We start from the raw sequence: 21,556 nt of genomic DNA, 5'->3' as shown, positions 1-21,556 counted from the left end.
ATCAAGAGGTTTGCACCTTAGTTGCGCCTGTGCCTATTTCATCACAAATATAATGAGAGTTTTGACAATATTGCGCCAATTTGTTGTTAATCAGCTTATCGACGCTATCTTTATGTTTTTTAGGATATAACATGTGAACGTTTGCTCCTGCATCCAGTGTGAAACAAACTGGTATTTGTGTTTCTTTTCTAAACGCCCATATAGCTTCTATAATTGAAAGTGTATTAGGTTTCATCAAGATGAAATAAGGGTGAGAAGTCATCATCATCGCATGCAAGGTAAGCGCTTCACTCTCTGTAATCTTTATAAAAGTATCTAAGTCTCCTTCTTTTAAAGCAGTTTTCAAGGTTGCAAGATTTTCATGAGCTTGTTCAAATCTTCTAGAAGCATAAGCATGATCGTTCATTAAATCGTGGCCTACTGTAGAACTCACGACCTTCTCTCCTTTGTCTACTAATAGAATAGTGTCTTGATAGTCTTGAAAAATAGGATGCAATAGTTCACTCTTATCTACTCCATAATAATTAGATCCGTCGGCAGTATTTTTATGCTCGCCCCATTGTACTGCTTCACCTTTCAAACTACGACAAGCACTTCCAGATCCTAAACGAGCTAGAAAGGACATTTTATGATAATCCAACTCTTGACCAGTCAGTTGCGCTTCAAAATCCATCATACAAGCACTCAAAGCAGCCATACTACTAGCACTACTTGCTATTCCAGAGCTGTGCGGGAACGTATTGTGTGTATCAATCTCAAAATAGTAATCTAAAATCCAAGGACAGTAATCTTCAATGCGCTCAAAGTAGGCCTTAATCTTAGGTGCAAATTCTGGTTTTTCTACTCCATCATAACTTATAGAAAAGCCATGCTCTCCAGTTTTTGCTTTTACTTTTGTGATCGTTCGACACTCATTTAACGTAAAACTCAAAGAAGGGTTTGCTGGTAATTGCATTCCATATTTACCCCAGTATTTTACCAATGCAATATTAGACGGCGCTTGCCATTTAGTCTGCATGGATTCCTTTAAATCAAAAGAACTCGTTAGTTTAAAATTATCTTCCAAAAGTGTTACATTTAATTTACAAATATAAGATAGGAAATACGGTTTTAGGATGGTTGAGAGTCCGCTTTCGCGAAAGCGTAACAATAAACCAATTTTATTGTAACATTTATACCATTATCTTGTCCAATGAGAAAGCCTATTTTAACTAGCTAAAAAATTTAAAGCCAATTCATGCTCATTTATCTACGAGTTTTAAAGGAAAGTTTCTTTTTTGCATTGAATGCGCTGCGCACAAATTTGCTGCGTACATTTCTATCATTATTAGGTGTAACTATAGGAATTTTTGCGATTATCAGTATTCTTGCTGCGGTTGATTCCTTAGAAAGAGAGTTTAGAGATGGATTGAGCTCGCTGGATATTTCTACTATTTATGTAACGAGCCGTTCCTTTGCTCCTACCGAATTAGAGCCTTATCAATACGAGAATTTTCCTAATGTGTCTTATGAAGAGTTTGAGATGCTAGAAAGCAGTATGGAGGATATAGATGTGATCACTTATACCGTTTTTTCTGGTCCAGAAAATATAAAATTTGAAGATAATACAGCGACTAATGTGAGCATCATACCAGGAACAGACAGTTATTATGACATTGAAAATCTCAAACTTGAGGATGGTCGTTTCTTTAATGGCGCAGAGTCTAATAATGGTAGTCCAGTTACCGTTTTGGGGTATGAGGTTGCAAAAAGCCTTTTTGGCGATAGTGATCCTATAGGCAAGCGAGTAAGGCTTTACGGTAATAAATTTACCGTGATAGGCGTGCTGGAGAAAGTAGGTCAAGGTTTGAGTGTTGGACCTCCAAAGGATGGTAGTGCTTATGTTCCCGTAAGTTTTGTTAGAAAAATTTATGGAGATAATAATAGATCAAGACTTCCTGCTGTGATAGTAAAACCTAAAAAAGATGTTGATCAAGATGAGTTCGTTGCTACTCTTGAGCAAAAACTAAGATTATACAGAGGCTTGAAACGAGGCGAATTAAGCACCTTTTTTATCAATCCCATAAAAGGACTGTCAGATTTATTAGATACTGTAACGAGTACACTTACTCTAGTAGGTGCTGTAATTGCAGGTTTTTCTGTATTAGTAGGTGGTTTTGGAATTGCAAATATCATGTTTGTGAGTGTTAAAGAGCGTACAAACCTTATTGGGATTCAAAAATCATTAGGTGCAAAAAGCCGTTTTATTCTTTCACAATTTTTATTTGAGTCTATAATTCTTGCATTGTTTGGAGGGCTGTTTGGGTTGCTCTTTGTCTGGGTTGCGAGTATAATTGCCAATAGCTCAACAGAAGATTTTACCTTTGTTTTATCTTCTTCAAATGTATTGTTGGGCACCTCGATAAGCGCCATAATTGGTTTAATAGCAGGAATTGTTCCCGCTATTATCGCTGCTAGACTTGATCCTGTAGAAGCGATTAGGACAGGAATGTAGAAATTCCAGCTTTACCTACACATCTGTATATTAGAAAATAGCTTTTCTTAAAACAATCATTTCTTGAATTCACCTTTTTAAATCAGTTGATTTTTCAACAAGATGTTCGTAATAAACTGGATTCATTTCTCCAAGAAAGCAACAATAACAACTATCAATAAATCGCTTTATTTAAATTCAATTCCTCTATTTAAAAACTTAGAATTCAAAACTCTAAAAAGCTATCTTTGCAAAAAATTTGAATACGATGAACAGAGGTAGCGAAGGATCAAAAAATAAAGGTAAAGGCCGCCGCAATGGTAAAAGTGCCGCGCCTAATAAAAGTAGTAATGATCGTAAAGGAAAGTCATTTCCTAAAAGTAACGATAGCGATGATCGCAAAACCACTCGTGGAGGAAAAAATCAAGTGGTAGGTACATCTCGTTCTGGAAAACCAGTAACAAAGAAAGAATACATTGAGCGCAAGAAAGCAGAAAGCTTCAGTAAAAGAAAAACGGACAAAGCAGGAACTAGGCTTAATAAATACATAGCTAACTCTGGATTGTGCAGTCGTCGCGATGCAGATATTTATATTAAAGCAGGAAGTGTTTCTGTAAATGGTAAACCTGTTACAGAAATGGGATATCAAGTAATGCCTGGTGATGAAGTAAGATTTGACGATCGCCCTATACAGCCTACAAAGAAAGAATATTTCATACTTAATAAGCCCAAAGGTTTTAACTCGCCTCGCAAAGGGGAACGTTCTTCAAAAACCGTTCTAGACCTTATGGAAAATGCAAGTCCTAACAGTTTACATTTTGTAGGTAGATTAGGAAGAGCGTCTTTAGGACTTATGCTTTTTACTAATGATCTTGAAATGGCAAATAAACTGAATAATCCTAAGCAACCTTTGCGTAAGATTTATCAAGTTGCCCTAGATCGCAGTTTTAAACATGAACATTTGATGCAATTGCGTAAGGGAATCCTTATCGATAAAGAAGTAATTGAGATCAAAGATATCAACTACATAGAAAACGGTAAAAACAACGAGATAGGAATTGAAATTTTTAGTGGAAAAGACAACATCGTTCAAAATTTATTTGAAGCGGTAGGCTATGAAGTAAAAGTGCTAGATAGAGTTGTTTTAGGAGGTCTTACTAAAAAGGATTTACCACGTGGACATTACCGCAAATTAACTGAACAAGAGGTCATTAACCTCAAAATGATATAATAATAAATTAACATTATATTAACCTGAACTTGTTTACTTTTAATATCTTTATAAAGCAAATAATTGCTTTACAATTTTTTATCAGTTTACATATTGAACACAAAATACATTGATCTCATCGATCAGACTTACTTCTTTCCGACAGAGGAGTTTGAATTAAAAGATGGACAACTTCAGTTTCATGACATCGACCTAATGGCTCTGGTAGAGCAATATGGCGCACCGTTAAAATTCACATATTTACCTAAAATATCAAATAATATAAATCGCGCAAAGAGTTGGTTTGATACCGCTTTCGCGAAAGCGGACTACAAAGCAAAATATCACTATTGCTACTGCACAAAAAGCTCTCACTTTAAGCATGTTCTTGACGAGGCATTATCAAATGACATTCATATCGAGACTTCTAGTGCGTTTGACATTAACATTGTCATTAAACTGAAAAAAGAAGGGAAAATAAAGAAAGACACCTTTGTTATTTGTAATGGTTTTAAAAGGGATCAATATATTCAAAACATAGGTGATCTTATCGATTCTGGACAGAATTGTATTCCTATTATAGACAACTACGAAGAGTTAACACTACTTACTGATGTAACGAGTAAGAAATTCAACGTAGGCATACGTATAGCTAGTGAAGAAGAACCCAAATTTGAATTCTACACAAGTCGTCTAGGAATAGGTTATAAAAATATTTTAAGCTTTTACAAAAGCCAAATTGAGTCAAATGATCAAGTTCAACTTAAAATGTTGCACTTTTTTATCAATACTGGAATAAGAGATAATGCTTATTACTGGAATGAATTACATAAGTGTCTCAAAGTTTATGTAAGTCTCAAAAAAATATGCCCATCGCTCGACAGCCTTAACATAGGTGGTGGTTTTCCTATTAAGAATTCGCTTGTTTTTGACTTTGATTATGAATACATGATTACAGAAATTGTAGCACAAATCAAACAAGTTTGCGACGAAGCTGGTGTAAATGTTCCCCATATTTTTACAGAGTTTGGATCTTTTACAGTAGGAGAAAGTGGTGGTGCCATTTATAAAGTTCTTTATCAAAAGCAACAAAACGATCGTGAAAAATGGAACATGATCAATAGTTCTTTTATTACAACATTACCAGATTCATGGGCAATTAACAAACGTTTTATCATGCTAGCCTTAAACCGCTGGAATGAAGAATACGAGCGTGTATTATTAGGAGGACTTACTTGTGATAGCGATGATTATTATAATAGTGAGCAAAATGTAAACGCCATTTACCTGCCTAAATATCATAAAGAAAAACCGCTTTATATAGGGTTTTTTAACACAGGAGCTTATCAGGAAAGTATAGGTGGCTTTGGAGGAATACAACATTGCCTTATTCCTGCTCCTAAGCACATTTTAATCGATAGAGACGAAAGTGGAAACATCACTACTAAGATATTTAAAGAACAACAGACGAGTGAGCAAATGCTTGGAATCTTAGGGTATTAGAAAATTGAATTCGAATTCGAATTTGAACTCGAATTTGAATTTGAAACCTTTTCCCCTTTGGGGAAATGTCCGCAGGACAATGGGGCTAGTGCAGGAGTGAACAAAAACTTATATAATTAAAACAACTTAAAAACAAACTTTTAACTTCACAACATGAGCAATTCAAACTATGCAGGAATTTCAGATGAATATGCTGGATTAGATAATGCATCTATTGTTTTAATTCCTGTTCCTTATGATGGAACGAGCACCTGGCAAAAAGGAGCTGACAAGGGTCCGCAGGCATTTTTAGATGCCAGTGCAAATATGGAACTTTATGATATAGAGACCGATACTGAAGTATATCACCATGGAGTTTTTCTAGCCGATGCCGTTACCGAAAACAGCTCTCCAGAAGCTATGGTAGATGCCGTGCATGCCATCACAAAAAAGTACATCAAGAAGAACAAATTTGTAACACTTTTTGGAGGTGAACATTCCATTTCTATAGGAAGCATCCGTGCATTTAACGACATGTATGAAAACCTGAGCGTACTTCAAATAGACGCTCATGCAGATTTACGTAAGGAATATGAAGGAAGCACTTGCAATCACGCATGTGCTGTTTATGAAGCGAGTCAAAAGACCAATCTTGTTCAAGTAGGAATACGTTCTATGGACAGTATAGAGGTAGGGATCAACGATGATGATAAAATTTTCTATGGTCATGAAATGGTTCAGGACGATTACTGGTCTGAAAAAGCTACTGAAGCTTTAGGAGAAAACGTATTTATCACCATAGATCTCGACGCTTTTGACCCTTCAATTTGCCCTTCGACAGGAACTCCAGAGCCTGGTGGTATGTTTTGGTACGAGACATTGGACTTTCTAAAAATGGTTTTTGAAGAGAAAAATGTAGTCGGTTTTGATATCGTAGAATTATGTCCTAACCCTAATGAAAAGTCGTCTGACTTTCTTGCTGCAAAATTGTATTACAAAATGCTGAGTTATAAATTCAAAGACATCGCCTTAGAAGGTGAAGATGGATATGACTCTGATAACGCTTTCGCGAAAGCGGGATTAAAAAAAATGAAAAACATAGAAGAGTAATCTTCACATAAAAAACAACATGGGAAAACCGATAACAGATTTCATAGAAAATTACTTCTTACACTTTAACAGTGCCGCACTTGTAGATGCTGCAAAAGGTTATGAAGCACAACTCAACCAAGGATCAAAAATGCTTGTTTCTCTTGCTGGAGCAATGAGTACGGCTGAGATTGGGAAGATTTTCGGCGAAATGATACGTCAGGATAAAGTACATATCATCTCTTGCACAGGTGCTAACCTAGAAGAAGATTTGATGAATCTGGTAGCACACAGTCACTATAAGCGTGTTCCTAACTACCGCGACTTAACACCGCAGGATGAGTGGGATTTACTTGAAAAAGGACTCAACCGTGTGACCGATACTTGTATTCCAGAAGAAGAAGCTTTTAGAAGATTACAAGAACACATCGTTAAGATTTGGAAAGATGCTGAGGCTAAAGGCGAGCGCTATTTCCCACATGAATACATGTATAAACTTTTACTAAGTGGCGTTCTAGAACAATACTATGAAATCCCAATTGAAAACTCATGGATGTACGCCGCTGCCAAAGCTAATTTACCTATAGTCGTTCCAGGATGGGAAGACAGCACCATGGGTAATATTTTTGCGAGCTACGTATTGAAAGGCGAGTTAAAAGCGAGCACTGTAAAAAGCGGTATAGAATACATGACATTTCTTGCAGACTGGTATACCGATAATTCTGATAAAGGCATAGGTTTCTTCCAGATAGGTGGTGGAATCGCAGGTGATTTCCCTATTTGTGTAGTACCTATGTTGTATCAAGATATGGAACGTACAGACACGCCATTCTGGAGTTACTTCTGTCAGATTTCTGATTCTACGACCAGTTATGGAAGTTATTCTGGAGCAGTTCCTAATGAAAAAATCACTTGGGGAAAACTAGATCAAGACACGCCTAAGTTTATCGTAGAAAGTGACGCTACTATAGTGGCGCCGTTAATATTTGCTTATTTATTAGAAATGTAGCTTTTATTCTTTTCGATTAATTAAAGTTACGCTTTCGCGAAAGCTTAACTTCAATAAGTTTATCCCATTAAAGAACGGGACGATTGCCTAATACGAAACCTGTAAGTTGCTTAAAAACACAGCGGTTTACAGGTTTTTTTAGGAATTTAAGACTAAACTCTCAATGTCTCCTCGAGCGCAGTCGAGAGGTCGTTTTAATGGATGAAGAGATAGAGGTCTCGACTGCGCTCGACCTGACAAACTACTGCACTTTCAAAATATTATTTTCAAATTAAAGAGAACAAACACAATGAGTGATTTAAATATGAGTAAAATTGATAATCTAAATTTAGAATTTCTAAAGCTTGAAGATTATGAAGAGTTGAAACATGCGATGATTGATTCATACTCCAATTTGCCAGATTCCTACTGGAAAGAAGAACAGATTAAAACACTAGTTGAGAAGTTTCCAGAAGGTCAGGTTGTTCTTAAGGTGAATGAAGAAATTGTGGCATGTGCACTATCTATTGTAGTAAAATATGAAGATTTTAGTGGCCAGTATACTTACGAGCAAGTAACTGGTAATTACAAATTTACCACACACGATGATGATGGCGACGTGCTTTATGGTATAGAGGTGTTTATAAAACCTCAATATCGTGGCATGCGATTAGGTCGTCGTTTATATGATTACCGCAAAGAGTTATGTGAGAACTTAAATTTGAGAGGTATCGCTTTTGGTGGTCGTATTCCTAACTATCATAATCACGCGAGTGACATGACTCCTAAGGAGTATATTGAAAAAGTGCGCAATAAAGAGATTCAAGATTCTGTATTGAATTTTCAGCTATCAAATGATTTTCACGTCTCCAGAGTTCTTAAAAACTACCTCGATGGCGATGCTGCCTCAATGGAGTTTGCTGTACTGCTAGAATGGGATAACATTTATTACACAAAACCAGTTAGTGAAACTACTTCACTGAAAAGTACCGTACGTTTAGGCTTGATACAATGGCAAATGAGACCTTATTCTGGTTTTGATGAGTTAATGCAACAGGTTGAGTATTTTGTAGATGCTGTAGCTGCATATCGCTCTGATTTTGCTTTGTTTCCAGAATATTTCAATGCGCCACTCATGGCAGCTTATAATAAGTTAAGTGTAAGCCAATCTATCAGAGAATTAGCTAAATACACAGAGATGATTAGAGAACGTTTCTCAGAGTTATCGATTAAATACAATATCAACATTATAACTGGTTCCATGCCTGAGATTATTGATGGACAGCTGTACAATGTAGGTAATTTGTGTAGAAGAGATGGTACGATAGAACGTTATGAAAAAATACACGTAACACCAGACGAGCAAAAAGTGTGGGGACTTCAAGGAGGGAATAAAATTCAGACTTTTGATACTGATTGTGGTAAAATAGGCATCTTAATTTGTTATGACAGTGAATTTCCAGAATTGAGCCGCATTATGGCTCAAGAAGGAATGCAAATTCTTTTTGTACCCTTCTTAACCGATACGCAAAATGCTTACGCCCGTGTGCGTTTGTGTTCTCAAGCTCGAGCGGTGGAAAATGAATGCTATGTAGCGATTGCCGGAAGCGTAGGTAATTTACCAGCAGTAGAAAATATGGATATTTCTTATGCACAAAGTGCCGTTTTTACACCTTGTGATTTTGCGTTCCCTTCCAACGGCGTTAAAGCCGAAGCCACCGCAAACACAGAAATGATTCTCGTAGCTGATGTCGATCTAGACCTTTTAAAAGAATTGCACAATTATGGCGCTGTGAAGAATTTAAAAGACCGCAGGAATGATTTGTATGAGGTTGGACGCAAGTAGAGCATCACAATTCACTTAATTAAAAAATGGGCTTTTGATAATTTATCAAAAGCCCATTTACTTTTATCTGATCATTGGGATAATACTAGGATAAGTGATTTGTTTTCCACGACTATTAAATATAGCCAAAACAATTGCTATCAAGTAATTAATTGAATTTAGGCCAATAATTTGAAAAACTAAGGACTTAACTGAATCACTCAACCATTCTAAGCCTAGATTGAGATTTAAAGCTAGAATAAGAATAGGGATCGCATATGACAAAAACGACCAAACAATTTGAAAATTTAATAACCTTGCTCCTATTTTTTGTAAACCTTGAATTTTATCTTTCTTGGTCAACCATAAAACCAGTGGCAAAATGATATTTCCTATCGGTATGAATATCCCTGCGAGTACAGAAAGATGAAAAAACATTAAAAATTGATGATCTTCCCTCTTACCGTAATCTAATAATTCTTCAATATTGATATCTAACGTTTCACAAATAAGCTGCAAGGTTTTACCACGTGGTTCGTTTTCGTCATTCTCTAATCGTTGAATCGTGCGCAAACTTACTTGAGATTGTGTAGCAAGTTCTTCCTGAGACATCCCTTTTTTGACACGTATTTCTTTAATTTTTAATCCTATGGATTTCATCTTGATTCTGGTTTAATATTGACGAGACAAACCTAAGAAGTACAAAGACCTGAGAGCAAATTAATCATTAGACTTATTTATGACATTCTTATGACATAAGCGTCAAATTACTGAATATCAACAATTAAACCTCACCTAATCAGAGAAGCAAAAGTAAGTGCGTCAATTTTTCCGTCTGGATATAAATTGTTTTTTGATTCAAAATCGGCTAGTGCAGTGCTGGTAATTTGTGCAAAAACCCCATCTAAAGGAATCGCATAACCTTTTGAGATCAGTAATTTTTGAACCTCATAAATAAGAGCACTTTTAGCACCTATATTGCGACTAATATTAGATTGATCTTGAAATAATTGCTTTAGTATATTTTTTGAATCTAGATTTGAGTCAGACTTTGGTTTCCACTCGTTCAAATCCATTTGTTTTATTTCAGCATTAGTTAAACCTTTTGCTTTCTGCTCTGTAGAGGAAACTAATTTTTGCTCTAGGTATTTAACCTTAGCTAGCTTTTGAGAATAGGTTTTTACAGCATTTTGAGTTTCTATATCATCATCTTCTGGAGAACGTACATCAATATCATTTGCGGTCCATTGTAACTTGACAAAATGATTGAGATCTTGAACAGCTTCTTCATAACTCCAAACCGTCATTTTATCGTAATAGTTGCGATCAACTGTTTCTTCGGTTGCATAGTTATAATCGGGTGCATTGAATCGCTCCCAATCTTTGTAGACATCATAGACAACAAATCCAAGAATAAGCACGAGTAAAAAAATTATGATTTGTTTCATATCTCAATCAGTAAGTTTCAAAGATAGTAATCCTTTGTTAAGAATAAAGTGATCCAAATTAAAGCTTAATTATTTGCTGAAACCGTTGGCCTAAAATACTCATATAAAAATGTTCCTAAAACTAAAGCATATTCTAAACCAACTAGCCAAAGGTTCTCGGTATAATTACTATTAGAATAAGCATAATAGCTTAAGAAAATAGTAAAACTCCAAACGATCATAAATCGGTACTTGGTAAAAACTGAAAACAGTAACGGAATAGTTAAATACCATGGATGAACAGTTGTTGACAAGGCTAAGTAAATTAAAAAGGAGAAAACTATACTTGTCAATAAGACTTCTGGAATTTCATTTTTACGTTTCAACGCAATTAATAGTATCAAGATGAATGTAATGACAGGCAATACCTTACCTGCTATTTCTATAATATTATAACCGGTGATTTCAAAACCTATGGCTCTTAAAACATAAAACACACTGGCATTAAACTCAAAATTACCGAACCATAAACCTACCGAGCTGGAATACTTGTCTATTAACTCCGTACTATAAAAAGGTAAAAATCCTAGTATCACAACGACTCCTACAAATACATAAAAGATTACCGCTTTTTTAAACTTCAATTTTCTCAACAGTAATGGCAAAACGATAACTGGCAATAATTTTAAAAGTACACCATAGCCTAAAAACAAAGCACTTTTAAATCTTTGTGAAATAAATAAATAGTAAACAGAAAGCAACATTAGAAATGCCATAACTCCTTCAAAATGTAGATTACCAGTAAGCTCAATAATCGCAAATGGATTAAGAAAATAAAGAAGAATTAGATATGGCGGCTTTCCTAGTAAACGGAGCATTTTTATCCCATAAATGAAAATACCTACTTCTGCCATGATGATAATCAAGCGCATCCATACCATAGTCGCAACAATACTTTTGCCTCCTAGAAATGCCGCTACAGCAAATATTAACTGATTTAATGGTGGATAATTAGTGTAATGACCACTAGAAAGTTCACCCATATTTGCGTGCAACAAAGCAGCATTTGGGATGTGAGATGCATCGGTGGCTATGACCTCATCTGGTAAATAGAGATAGGGATTATATCCATGGAGTAATTGATGACCATCCCAAATAAACCGGAAAAAATCTTGTGATAAATTAGGCGTATAAGTCAACAATGTAAGTCTCATAAAAATGCCCACAAACAGCACACATGTCAAAACATCAGAGTCAAATAATTTACCGCTCCACTTTTTTGGCAGTAATCGAGACCTTTGATTAAATCCTTTTTTACCTAAATAGTAGAAAGCTAGTAAACCTAAAAATAGCAGGCTGTAGAGAAGAAGTGTTTCTAGAAATTGCTTTCGCGAAAGCGAGAAAAAAACAGCATATAAAACTATACTTATCAAACTGATAATACCTAGAATATTACCGAGTTTATTTTTCATTATTGCTTTTCTGTAATGCTACGTATAAAGACAAATCCAAATCCTATGAACAACATCAAGTGAAATGGAAATAGTCCAAAATCACCGCCTTGATCACCTACTACAAATGCAGAGTACATACCAAATGCAAAGTACAACATCAACAAACCTTCAATAATTACGTGAGGACTAATTTTTTTACGCAGGTATTTATTTGCTTTCCAGTTACCTCCTACGGCTTTTAAATTGAACTTAGGCGTTCTAACAAATTCACTGCGCTTACCTGCATGACCTTCTAGAACCGCTATTGAGTTATGAAAGGAAAAACCCATTGCTATGGAGAAAAACGTAAAGAACATTCCTATGTAAGAAATGAAGTTCTTAAAGCCGCCTCCGTAGGTTTTCTTATACATGTACCAGTAGCAAAAGAAGAATATAATGGTACTTATCACAAAGAAACTCATCACTATAAAGTATTCTCTCAAATGACCATATTCATTTTTAATGTATAACATAGGAATACTTAAAACTCCTACGATCAGCACATTTAGAAACATCGTACTATTCAAAAGATGTAGAATACCATGTAGTTTTGATTTAAAAGACATATCTGACGATAAAACTCTTCTAAACATTTTTCTAAAATTCTCTGCTCCACCTTTGTTCCATCTAAATTGCTGAGATCGAGCTGCGCTTATAATAATAGGTAGCTCAGCTGGTGTAGTTACATGCTCTAAGTATTTGAACTTCCAGTTTTTTAATTGTGCTCTATAGCTCAAGTCCAGATCTTCGGTTAAGGTATCACCTTCCCAGTTTCCTGCGTCGTAGATCGTTTCTTTGCGCCACACGCCAGCAGTACCGTTAAAGTTAATAAAATGGCCTTTTGAATTACGACCGACTTGCTCTAGAGTGAAGTGAGCATCTAATGCAAAGGCTTGTATTTGTGTAAGTATGGAATAATCACGATTAAGGTGCGCCCATCTTGTTTGTACAACGCCTATTTCTGGATCTTTAAAATGCGGAATCGTCTTTTGTAACCAGTCTGCTTCTGGAAGGAAATCTGCATCAAAAATAGCTATTAAATCTCCCTTGGCAATCTCAAGACCTTCCTTTAGGGCGCCAGCTTTGTAGCCACTACGATCTGTTCTTGTGATATGAACAATGTCCAGTCCATTTGCTGCAAGTCGTTTTACATGAGCGGCTGTAGAAGTAACAGTCTCGTCAGTAGAATCATCTAAGACTTGTATTTCTAATTTTTCTCTAGGATACTCAAGCAAAATGATATTATCTAAAAGCCTATCCATTACATAAGCCTCGTTAAATACAGGCAACTGTATGGTTACATACGGGACCTCATCAGGATTAGAAAGATCTAGCAAAGCATCATTATCTACTAGCTTTTGTGCTTTTATATAATTAAAAAGTAAATTGAGCTGCGCAAAAGCATAGAACAATATCAACACTAATGATATAGAGTAAATTACAATACAAATCCAGACCAATATCATTTTTTAAAACCGTATTTAAATATCCAAGTTAAAATTTTAACGCCTGCAAAGATAGCACCTTTAACCGTACCTGAAACTTTTGAAACACCTATTCTATTCCTATATTTCATAGGAATTTCTTGATAAGAAAAGTTCTTTTTTAATGCTTTTAATTGCATTTCTACGGTCCATCCATAAGTGCGATCTTCCATTTCCAGTTCTAGAAGTTTATCGTATTTAATCGCCCTGAAAGGACCTAAATCTGTAAATCTGGAACCAAAGAACAATTTCATGAGCGAGGTCGCGAGCCAGTTTCCAAAAATTTGAGGAGCCGTCATGGAACCTGCTTCACGAAGGTGTTTTACTCTCGCGCCAATTACGAAGTCTATATCTTTTTCTATGATCGGAGCTACCAACTCTGTAAGCTGCTGTGGATAATCGCTATAGTCACCATCAAGAAAAACGATGATATCTGTCCCTTCATTAAGAGAAGCGATATATTCCATTCCTTTAAGACATGCATTACCATATCCTGGAGTAGGCTCTTCTACTACTGTTGCACCAGCCTTTCTCGCATTTACAACCGTAGCATCATTTGAGTTGTTACTACATACGATTATTTCCTTAACTACTGAAGGAATATCCTTAATGACCAGCGGTATAGAAGCAGCTTCATTAAAGGCAGGAATGATAACTCTTATGATAGAATCTTGATTCAGGGGAATGACTTTATAAAGTGGCGCAATTTAAGCATTATGAATTTGGCGGCTTTGCAAAATTACTATAATTACTTGCGTAATTCGTTTAAGGAAAAATCAGGATGAGCAGATTTAAAACTCCAGTAACTGGTCCACTCTCCTATTTTAGAATTGGATTCATACTCTTCTACTTTAGATAGTGTGGATCGCCTGTAATACAACACATAACCAGAAATTAGATTGTTTACATATTGCTTTTTGACCGTCTTATACGATTTATAATTATGAAAAGTCCACCAGCTTTGTCGGTTATCATTTTTAAAGTAACCTTCTTCTTTTACAATTTCGTTTTTGTAAAAATGCCAGTATCCATTTTTGTGATTCTTTAAATAATGTCCTTGAGAGGTAAGAACACCTTTGTCGTAATATTTCCAGTATCCGGTTTTTTCGTCGTTTTGCATCCAGCCTTCACTCACTATTTTACCGTTGTGATAGTCTTTCACATAATGCTTTTTAGAAGAATTGAAGAAAAAACTACTACATGTAATTAGAATTAGAACGAGATACTTCATGATTGGTGCTTTTATTTTATCCAAATTTGAATGAAACAAATCACACAAGAATCACAAAATGATAATCATTTAAATCGTAGGGAAAATTGTATAATGATTAAGGAATTATCAATTTTAAAAATGATGGTTCTGTTTCCGCTTTCGCGAAAGCGAGAACAAAAAATAATTCCTCTTAAAACATGATTACTTTATTAGTATCAGGTTTTTTACCGCCAAATTGCGAGAATTTATACGTAAAACTGAGCATGAAATACTGTTGTAAAACCAAACTACTTGTGTCTGAAACAAAATCATCACTTATAGTACGACGTGTATCTATGATTTGGTTTAAAATATCGTAAGCCTTCAATTTTACAGTAGCCTTATCTTTTAAAAACTTATATCCTAAACTTCCTATCAGTACAAAAGAATCGTCATCAAAATCGCCAGAAATATTTCCAAATTTATTGTACTCACCTCTCAGACCTAGAATAACATGTTCTGGCCATGAAGTTGTAATATCTATTGCAGCGCGATGGTTCACAAATTCTTGATCGCTAATATTTTCAATATCAAATTGAGTTCTATTGGCACTGATTTCATATTCCAGCTCTACATCTATATAGTCCTTTAAGGAGTATTCAAGTGTAACTTCTGGCGCAATGCGTATGGCTTCACTTTGAAATGCAAGACCGTTAGTAAATCCTTTGTTTAAAGAAAGGTTTCCATCTATACCTATATCGAGCTCTATTTCTCTGTCATCTTTTTTCCAAGATTTACTGAAGCTCGTATATAAATAACCATTGTATTCTCCATCTATATTAACGTAAGTTGTAGTTCTTATTAAGTCATCGTCAGTAGTCGTAATCGCTGCTACACTATTATCTGTATAGGTAAAACCACCACCAGAGTAAAAACCAGAACCTTTTTCCCAGTCGTAGTTACTTAGGTTGAAGTAAATATTATGTCGCTGGCTCGCATCAAGATCTGGATTACCTCTTACTATATTTTGAGGGTTAGTTTGATCTTCTACAGGTTGTAGTTGTCTCACGCTAGGAACACTGATGCTATTGCGATAATTAAGATATACTCTACCAAATTTTCCAAATTTGTAATTCATATTTGCATTTACATATGGATCTGTAAATTCCTTATCAAAACTTGTATTTAAAAGAACGTCCTCACTTTCTAGAGTTTGATGGATAATTCCTCCACTAAGGTTGAGCCTAAACTCACCTTTTTTATACCGCAGTCCTATACTAGGTCTTTGCTGGCTGCTTTTTACTTCAAAATCATTACTGAGTGTTGCATTGAAAACTAGGTTTCCAGCACCATCGCGATCAAAAATACTACGTTCATTTTCTTGATTACCTGTTTCAAAATTATAGTTCAATGATCCTGTAAGCGACTCGCTTAATTTTTTATTTACGTAAGGAGTTACAGAAAACCTGGTGTTTTCAGAATTATTATTTATGATCTGATCTTGAATATCTGGCGTCTCTGGATTACCTAAATCGTCAAATGTGATCCTAATACTATTAAAATCACTCTGAGATTCATTTTTATTTCTGTTTACATTCCCGTAAAGACCGTAGTAAGTTCCTTTTTGTTGAGTTCTACGAGAGAAATTAAAGTTGGCACCTAAAGATTCATTATCTGAATTAGAAACAGAAGATGTAGCTACGTCATTTCTCAATAGGCCGTCATTGTTTCTTGAAACAGAGGTGCTTTGATTATTGCTAAAGTTTTTAGAGAAATTAAGATTTGGTCTAATGTTGAATGATGTTAATGTATCTGGCTTTACCTCAAAACGACCGCTTATTCTATGACTATCACCATTTCTAATCCCTCGATTAGAACTTTCTGTTGTGAAACTATTGATTTCATTATCAATATCCTCCTCACTAGGTAAGAATGTAGTCCTGCGACTATCCGAAGCAGATTCTGTATCGTTGCCACCATAAAAGTAATTTAAAGAAGCACTTACCGTTTCACCCCAGTCATTTGACATATTTAATCCTGCACTGTCACTAGAGGTTATGCCGCCACTACCACCGAAATTTACACCATTGATTCCAAAACTGCCATTACTACTCCTAGAAATAGAGTACGCACTACTTCCCATGGCGTCGTAAATTTCGTCAAAAGAAAAACCTGGACTATTGATATTATTGCTACTTCCTAAAATGCTTAATTTAAAGTCATTGTTAAAATAATTTGCGATACCACTCATGGAATATCTATCATCTGTTCCTCCACCAGCTGTCAATCTAGAAAACCAACCTTTGTTTTTATCTTCATCGATAGTAATGTTAATCTCACTTGCGTTTGCATCACCATCTTCTCCAGTAGCTTTTTGAGTATCAGTTTTAGACTCCGTGACTTGAATTTTATCAATAATTTCCTTAGGCAAGTTTTTGAGCGCTACTTGAGGATCATCTCCAAAGAACTCCTTACCATTGACAAGGATTTTAGATACTTCTTTACCGTTTACAGTAATCTTCCCGTCTTTATCGACTTTTACACCAGGTAATTCTTTCATTACGTCTTCAAGCGTAGCATCTGCTTTGGTATTAAAAGATTTTGCATTGAATTCTAAGGTATCTTGTTTCACCGTAATGGGCGCTTTTCTAGCTTTGACTAGTACGCTATTTAATGATTCTATGTCACTATTAAGAATAATATCACCTAGATCTAGATCTCGACCATCTTTAAGGTTCAAGAGTTTAGAATAATTTTGATACCCCTGAAACGAAGCCATAAAGCTCACTTCTTCATATGCGGTATTACCAGATAGCGAGAAAACACCATCCTCATCTGTAATCGAGTACGTAATTAATGTAGAATCCTGGACACTTTCCACGTAAATGGTCGCGCTTTGTAGTTTTTCATTTGTCAAGGAATCTTTTACAACTCCTTTAATACTAAATGTTTGCGCTGTCGAATACAAAGCAAATAAAGTTGCTAAACATAAAAAAAAGAATAATCTCATTAAGAGTAAGGTTAGTTTCTAGCAATTGGTATATCCTCAACGCAAGGATATCAGTTAAATTTTATAAGAAACAACCTATTAACATTTTGTTAAGGAAGAAGATATGATAAATCTTCGGCCTCAATTAAAATATTTTGGATATCATAAAACACTATTAATAATATTTTATTTCTAAAACAAGAATGAAAATTCTCTTATTAGATCAAAAATCAATCTATTTTTTTCGCATATAAACACTGATAGGAACACCATGAAAATCAAAATGTTCTCTCAGCTGATTTTCTAAATATCTTTTGTAAGCATCTCTAACATATTGAGGCAAATTACAAAAGAATGCAAACTGAGGTTGTGGTGTAGGCAATTGAGTAATGAACTTTATTTTTACAAATTTACCTTTTAACGATGGTGGTGGATAATTCTCAATTAACGGTAACAATGTTTCATTGAGCTGACTTGTTTTGATCTTTTTAGATCTGTTTTTATAAACTGCAACCGCTGTCTCAATCGCTTTATGGATTCTTTGTTTATTTAAAACCGAGATAAAAACAATAGGAACATCTGTAAATGGTTCCATCTCCCTTCTGATCTTAGCTTCAAATTCTTTAGCGGTATTTGTTTCTTTATCAACAAGATCCCATTTATTCACTAGTACGACAATACCCTTGCGATTGCGCTCTGCAAGCCAAAATATATTTTGAACCTGACCGTCAAAACCTCTAGTTGCGTCTAACATTAAAATACAAACATCACAATGCTCAATAGCTCTCACACTGCGCATCACACTATAAAACTCTAGATCTTCACGTACTTTTTTCTTTCTACGTATTCCTGCGGTATCAACTAAGTTAAATTCAAAACCAAAACGATTGTACTTCGTATCAATAGAATCGCGAGTTGTCCCTGCAATATCTGTAACTATATATCTATCTTCTCCTATTAATGCGTTTATAAAGGAGCTTTTTCCCGCATTAGGTCTTCCTACAACCGCAAATCTTGGTAAATCGTCCTTCTTTTCTTCAACAGTATCTGGAAGTACTTTTACAACCTCATCAAGTAAATCTCCTGTACCACTACCATTCATACTCGAGATAGAGAAGTATTCTCCTAATCCAAGATTGTAAAACTCGTATGCGTCTTGCTCTCTTTTATTATTATCTACTTTATTAACGACTAGAAAAACAGGCTTAGTCACTTTGCGCAATAATTGAGCAACGTCCTCATCCATGGGTGTAATACCTTCTTCGGCGTTTACCATAAAAAGAATGGCATCGGCTTCATCGATGGCTAGTTCTACTTGCTGATCAATTTCTGTCTCAAAAACATCATCACTACCTATGACATAACCACCAGTATCGATTAAAGAAAATTCTTTACCGTTCCAGTCGCTTCTGCCGTAGTGTCTATCTCTAGTGACACCGCTTACAGAATCTGTAATCGCCTCTCTACGTTGAATCATACGATTAAAAAGAGTCGACTTTCCTACGTTAGGTCTTCCTACGATTGCTACTATACTCATGATACTTTTATTTGCGTTTGCAAAGGTAGTTTTTTATTGAGTACAAGAGCAATAGCATGGTGAAGATGTTTGATTAAAGTTCCGCTTTCGCGAAAGCGGAATTACAACAACCGTCTAGAACAATTTGAAATATAAGGATCACATGCTACTTAGCACGGTCAATAACATAGTCCACCATTTTGAGCAAAGAAGTTTTATACTCTGATTCTGGATATGTATTTAAAATGTCCAGTGCTTCTTTCTTGTATCGGTACATTGAGTCTATGGCATAATCAAGACCACCATTATCCTTAACGTAGTTGATGACCTCACGCACACGTTTCTTATCTCTGTTGTATTTCTTTACAGAGTTGATCAACCATTTTTTGTCCTTGGCAGAAGCTTTATTGATACTGTAAATAAGTGGCAAAGTCATCTTTTGCTCCTTAATATCAATACCTGTGGGCTTTCCTATACGTTGATTTCCATAATCAAATAGGTCATCTTTAATTTGAAATGCAACACCGATTAACTCGCCAAATTTGCGCATTTTCTCTACATCTTCTCCTTCTGGCTCTACAGAACAAGCGCCCAGACTACAGCAAGCGGCAATTAAAGTAGCAGTCTTTTTACGGATGATATCGTAATAGATATCTTCTGTAATATCTAGTCTTCTGGCTTTTTCAATTTGAAGTAATTCTCCTTCACTCATCTCGCGTACGGCAACGCTTATGATTTGTAGTAAGTCAAAGTCTTTATTATCGATACTAAGTAATAAACCTTTTGATAATAGATAATCGCCTACAAGAACAGCAATTTTATTTTTCCATAAGGCATTTACAGAAAAGAAACCACGTCGCTTTAGGCTGTCATCAACCACATCATCATGAACTAAAGTAGCAGTATGAATCAACTCAATTACAGATGCGCCGCGATAAGTACGGTCATTTACCTGACCTTTACCTATCATCTTTGCAACCAAGAAAACAAACATGGGCCGCATTTGTTTTCCTTTGCGATTAACAATGAAATGGGTAATACGATTGAGCAGAGCAATGCGAGAAGCCATGGAAAGATGGAACTTCTTTTCAAAAAGTTCCATTTCATGAGCGATAGGCTCTTTAATTTGCTCTACAATTTTCATAAGTTACAAATATAATGATAGAGCAAACGTAAATTAAGAACTGTAACTTAACATTTAGATTATTTACTAATTCTTTTTCAAAAAAAATCAGGCTCTCTAAATGAGAAAGCCTGATTATTTAAAATATTGATTGAATTTCTTGTTACTCCTTCACAAATTTTCTTGTGATTGTAGCGTCATTACTAGAAATATTTAAAATATAAAGACCTGGTTTTAAATCTTCTATATTTGCGCTCACTTCTGTAGAATTTACTTCTAAAGACTTTATTAGCCTACCATTAAGATCAACTATTTCTATAGAAGAAAGTTGTTGAGTACTACTTGATACATTTAATATATCTGTTGCAGGATTAGGGAAAACCTTCACACTTACCTCGTTCAAAGTTTGATCTTCATTGTTCAATAGATTGCTAACCGCAACAGCTCTAGAAACATAATCTTTAAATGTAAGAGTTGTTGCTGAAGTGTTTGCAGTTACTGGAGGCGTCGCGTTGGGATCTGCAGCAGTACTGAATGCTAAAAAATCAACTTCTAATGGATCTTGATTTGCAACCCATAATCCACTAGGTAAAGTTGAATTACCAGCACTAGCATCAGTTTTCCATAGAACCTCACCTGTTACAGTATTATATGAACAACCAATACTATAATCAGTATTTGGACTTAAAATAAGACCACCTGCTGCTAATCCTATTCGAAAGTTTCCAAAAGTACCGTTGTTATTTAAATATGCAATACCAGATAATACTCCAGTTGATGTATCATAAGAATATCCTATAGAAGTTACTGTGGCTGGTGCATTAGGATCTGTACTAGGATTATCTCCAAAAATCCTCATACCTATTTGATTTTTACTTGTAGTTGTAGGTCCTGTATTAAAAGTATATTCTAATTCAATAACATCGTTTCCTGCAGTTCTATTAGTCCAAGACACATCTAAACCATCTCTCCACATTGCTCTAACACCACTGTCTCCGTCTGGCCCAGTTAAATTAAAGTTTTGCTCAGTGCTCATTCTAACGGTAACTATTTCAAAGTTAGAATTGGCTGCGTTTGTAGTTGTCGTTGGAGCATCTCCATTTGTTGCAAAGGTATTGAAACCTCCTTGACCAGCACTTCCATCAATTGCAGTTCCCACGTTACCTGGAACGAGACTGTTAAAATTTTCTACTTCTAGCACTTGGCTTATAGAAGTTAGACTAAGAGCAAATGCTCCGATTAAAAGTATAGTTTTTTTCATCTTA

17 protein-coding genes are annotated in these 21,556 nt (G+C 35.3%); 6 read left to right on the top strand and 11 right to left on the bottom strand.

Translation table 11 applies throughout. From position 1 onward, the window contains the following. Window position 1: 1 nt before the first annotated feature. Window positions 2–1,066: a diphosphomevalonate/mevalonate 3,5-bisphosphate decarboxylase family protein gene (locus tag DDD_RS09320; RefSeq protein ID WP_015362587.1), complete on the bottom strand. Its 1,065-nt coding sequence runs from the start codon at window positions 1,064–1,066 to the stop codon at window positions 2–4. 171 nt (window positions 1,067–1,237) lie between these two features. Here DDD_RS09320 and DDD_RS09315 point away from each other — a divergent pair, with 171 nt between their 5' ends. From DDD_RS09315 to DDD_RS09290, 6 genes are all read left to right on the top strand, one after another. Beyond that, window positions 1,238–2,494 carry an ABC transporter permease gene (locus DDD_RS09315; protein ID WP_015362585.1) on the top strand — a complete coding sequence of 419 codons (1,257 nt, stop codon included), beginning with the start codon at window positions 1,238–1,240 and terminating at the stop codon, window positions 2,492–2,494. 247 nt (window positions 2,495–2,741) lie between these two features. Beyond that, window positions 2,742–3,704: a pseudouridine synthase gene (locus DDD_RS09310; protein WP_015362584.1), complete on the top strand. Its 963-nt coding sequence runs from the start codon at window positions 2,742–2,744 to the stop codon at window positions 3,702–3,704. Window positions 3,705–3,797: 93 nt separating this feature from the next. Continuing rightward, on the top strand, window positions 3,798–5,186 hold the full coding sequence (locus tag DDD_RS09305) for an arginine decarboxylase (protein ID WP_041567061.1): 1,389 nt from the start codon (window positions 3,798–3,800) through the stop codon (window positions 5,184–5,186). Between the two features lie 153 nt (window positions 5,187–5,339). After that, window positions 5,340–6,275: an agmatinase gene (gene speB, locus DDD_RS09300; protein ID WP_015362582.1), complete on the top strand. Its 936-nt coding sequence runs from the start codon at window positions 5,340–5,342 to the stop codon at window positions 6,273–6,275. Between the two features lie 19 nt (window positions 6,276–6,294). After that, window positions 6,295–7,263: a deoxyhypusine synthase family protein gene (locus DDD_RS09295; protein ID WP_015362581.1), complete on the top strand. Its 969-nt coding sequence runs from the start codon at window positions 6,295–6,297 to the stop codon at window positions 7,261–7,263. A 289-nt stretch (window positions 7,264–7,552) separates the two neighbouring features. Continuing rightward, entirely contained in the window at window positions 7,553–9,088 is a 1,536-nt protein-coding gene (locus tag DDD_RS09290; protein WP_015362580.1) for a bifunctional GNAT family N-acetyltransferase/carbon-nitrogen hydrolase family protein, read from the top strand. Between the two features lie 63 nt (window positions 9,089–9,151). Here the strand turns inward: DDD_RS09290 and DDD_RS09285 are convergent, their stop codons facing one another. From DDD_RS09285 to DDD_RS09240, 10 genes are all read right to left on the bottom strand, one after another. Beyond that, window positions 9,152–9,727 carry a helix-turn-helix domain-containing protein gene (locus DDD_RS09285; RefSeq protein ID WP_015362579.1) on the bottom strand — a complete coding sequence of 192 codons (576 nt, stop codon included), beginning with the start codon at window positions 9,725–9,727 and terminating at the stop codon, window positions 9,152–9,154. A gap of 131 nt (window positions 9,728–9,858) precedes the next feature. Further along, window positions 9,859–10,515, bottom strand: a complete 657-nt coding sequence (locus DDD_RS09280; protein ID WP_015362578.1) for a peptidoglycan-binding domain-containing protein — start codon at window positions 10,513–10,515, stop codon at window positions 9,859–9,861. Between the two features lie 65 nt (window positions 10,516–10,580). Then, on the bottom strand, window positions 10,581–11,966 hold the full coding sequence (locus tag DDD_RS09275; protein WP_015362577.1) for a glycosyltransferase 87 family protein: 1,386 nt from the start codon (window positions 11,964–11,966) through the stop codon (window positions 10,581–10,583). Then, window positions 11,966–13,453, bottom strand: coding sequence for a cellulose synthase family protein (locus tag DDD_RS09270; RefSeq protein ID WP_041567060.1), 1,488 nt, complete (start codon window positions 13,451–13,453; stop codon window positions 11,966–11,968). The genes DDD_RS09275 and DDD_RS09270 overlap by 1 nt, the downstream gene beginning before the upstream one ends. Further along, window positions 13,450–14,151, bottom strand: coding sequence for a glycosyltransferase family 2 protein (locus tag DDD_RS09265; protein ID WP_041567059.1), 702 nt, complete (start codon window positions 14,149–14,151; stop codon window positions 13,450–13,452). Before DDD_RS09265 ends, DDD_RS09270 begins: the two co-directional genes overlap by 4 nt. Window positions 14,152–14,219: 68 nt before the next feature. Beyond that, entirely contained in the window at window positions 14,220–14,702 is a 483-nt protein-coding gene (locus tag DDD_RS09260) for a toxin-antitoxin system YwqK family antitoxin (protein ID WP_146250785.1), read from the bottom strand. A gap of 172 nt (window positions 14,703–14,874) precedes the next feature. Then, window positions 14,875–17,673: an outer membrane beta-barrel protein gene (locus DDD_RS09255; RefSeq protein WP_015362572.1), complete on the bottom strand. Its 2,799-nt coding sequence runs from the start codon at window positions 17,671–17,673 to the stop codon at window positions 14,875–14,877. Between the two features lie 214 nt (window positions 17,674–17,887). Beyond that, window positions 17,888–19,192, bottom strand: a complete 1,305-nt coding sequence (gene der / locus DDD_RS09250) for a ribosome biogenesis GTPase Der (RefSeq protein ID WP_041567058.1) — start codon at window positions 19,190–19,192, stop codon at window positions 17,888–17,890. A 142-nt stretch (window positions 19,193–19,334) separates the two neighbouring features. Continuing rightward, window positions 19,335–20,312: a polyprenyl synthetase family protein gene (locus tag DDD_RS09245; protein WP_015362570.1), complete on the bottom strand. Its 978-nt coding sequence runs from the start codon at window positions 20,310–20,312 to the stop codon at window positions 19,335–19,337. Between the two features lie 142 nt (window positions 20,313–20,454). Then, entirely contained in the window at window positions 20,455–21,552 is a 1,098-nt protein-coding gene (locus tag DDD_RS09240; RefSeq protein WP_015362569.1) for a T9SS type A sorting domain-containing protein, read from the bottom strand. Window positions 21,553–21,556 lie beyond the last annotated feature (4 nt).

It is taken from the genome of Nonlabens dokdonensis DSW-6 (assembly GCF_000332115.1).
GTDB lineage: Bacteria > Bacteroidota > Bacteroidia > Flavobacteriales > Flavobacteriaceae > Nonlabens > Nonlabens dokdonensis.
The sequence above is the reverse complement of the archived record's forward strand: the minus strand, read 5'-3'. Positions and strand labels throughout refer to the sequence as shown.

What these genes read in the sequence shown, in the direction of transcription:
- DDD_RS09315 (WP_015362585.1), top strand. Translation starts at nt 1,238, where the DNA reads ATGCTCATTTATCTACGAGTTTTAAAGGAAAGTTTCTTTTTTGCATTG.
- DDD_RS09245 (WP_015362570.1), bottom strand. Translation starts at nt 20,312, where the DNA reads ATGAAAATTGTAGAGCAAATTAAAGAGCCTATCGCTCATGAAATGGAA.
- DDD_RS09255 (WP_015362572.1), bottom strand. Translation starts at nt 17,673, where the DNA reads ATGAGATTATTCTTTTTTTTATGTTTAGCAACTTTATTTGCTTTGTAT.
- DDD_RS09270 (WP_041567060.1), bottom strand. Translation starts at nt 13,453, where the DNA reads ATGATATTGGTCTGGATTTGTATTGTAATTTACTCTATATCATTAGTG.
- DDD_RS09240 (WP_015362569.1), bottom strand. Translation starts at nt 21,552, where the DNA reads ATGAAAAAAACTATACTTTTAATCGGAGCATTTGCTCTTAGTCTAACT.
- speB (WP_015362582.1), top strand. Translation starts at nt 5,340, where the DNA reads ATGAGCAATTCAAACTATGCAGGAATTTCAGATGAATATGCTGGATTA.
- DDD_RS09290 (WP_015362580.1), top strand. Translation starts at nt 7,553, where the DNA reads ATGAGTGATTTAAATATGAGTAAAATTGATAATCTAAATTTAGAATTT.
- DDD_RS09285 (WP_015362579.1), bottom strand. Translation starts at nt 9,727, where the DNA reads ATGAAATCCATAGGATTAAAAATTAAAGAAATACGTGTCAAAAAAGGG.
- DDD_RS09295 (WP_015362581.1), top strand. Translation starts at nt 6,295, where the DNA reads ATGGGAAAACCGATAACAGATTTCATAGAAAATTACTTCTTACACTTT.
- DDD_RS09275 (WP_015362577.1), bottom strand. Translation starts at nt 11,966, where the DNA reads ATGAAAAATAAACTCGGTAATATTCTAGGTATTATCAGTTTGATAAGT.
- DDD_RS09260 (WP_146250785.1), bottom strand. Translation starts at nt 14,702, where the DNA reads ATGAAGTATCTCGTTCTAATTCTAATTACATGTAGTAGTTTTTTCTTC.
- DDD_RS09280 (WP_015362578.1), bottom strand. Translation starts at nt 10,515, where the DNA reads ATGAAACAAATCATAATTTTTTTACTCGTGCTTATTCTTGGATTTGTT.
- DDD_RS09310 (WP_015362584.1), top strand. Translation starts at nt 2,742, where the DNA reads ATGAACAGAGGTAGCGAAGGATCAAAAAATAAAGGTAAAGGCCGCCGC.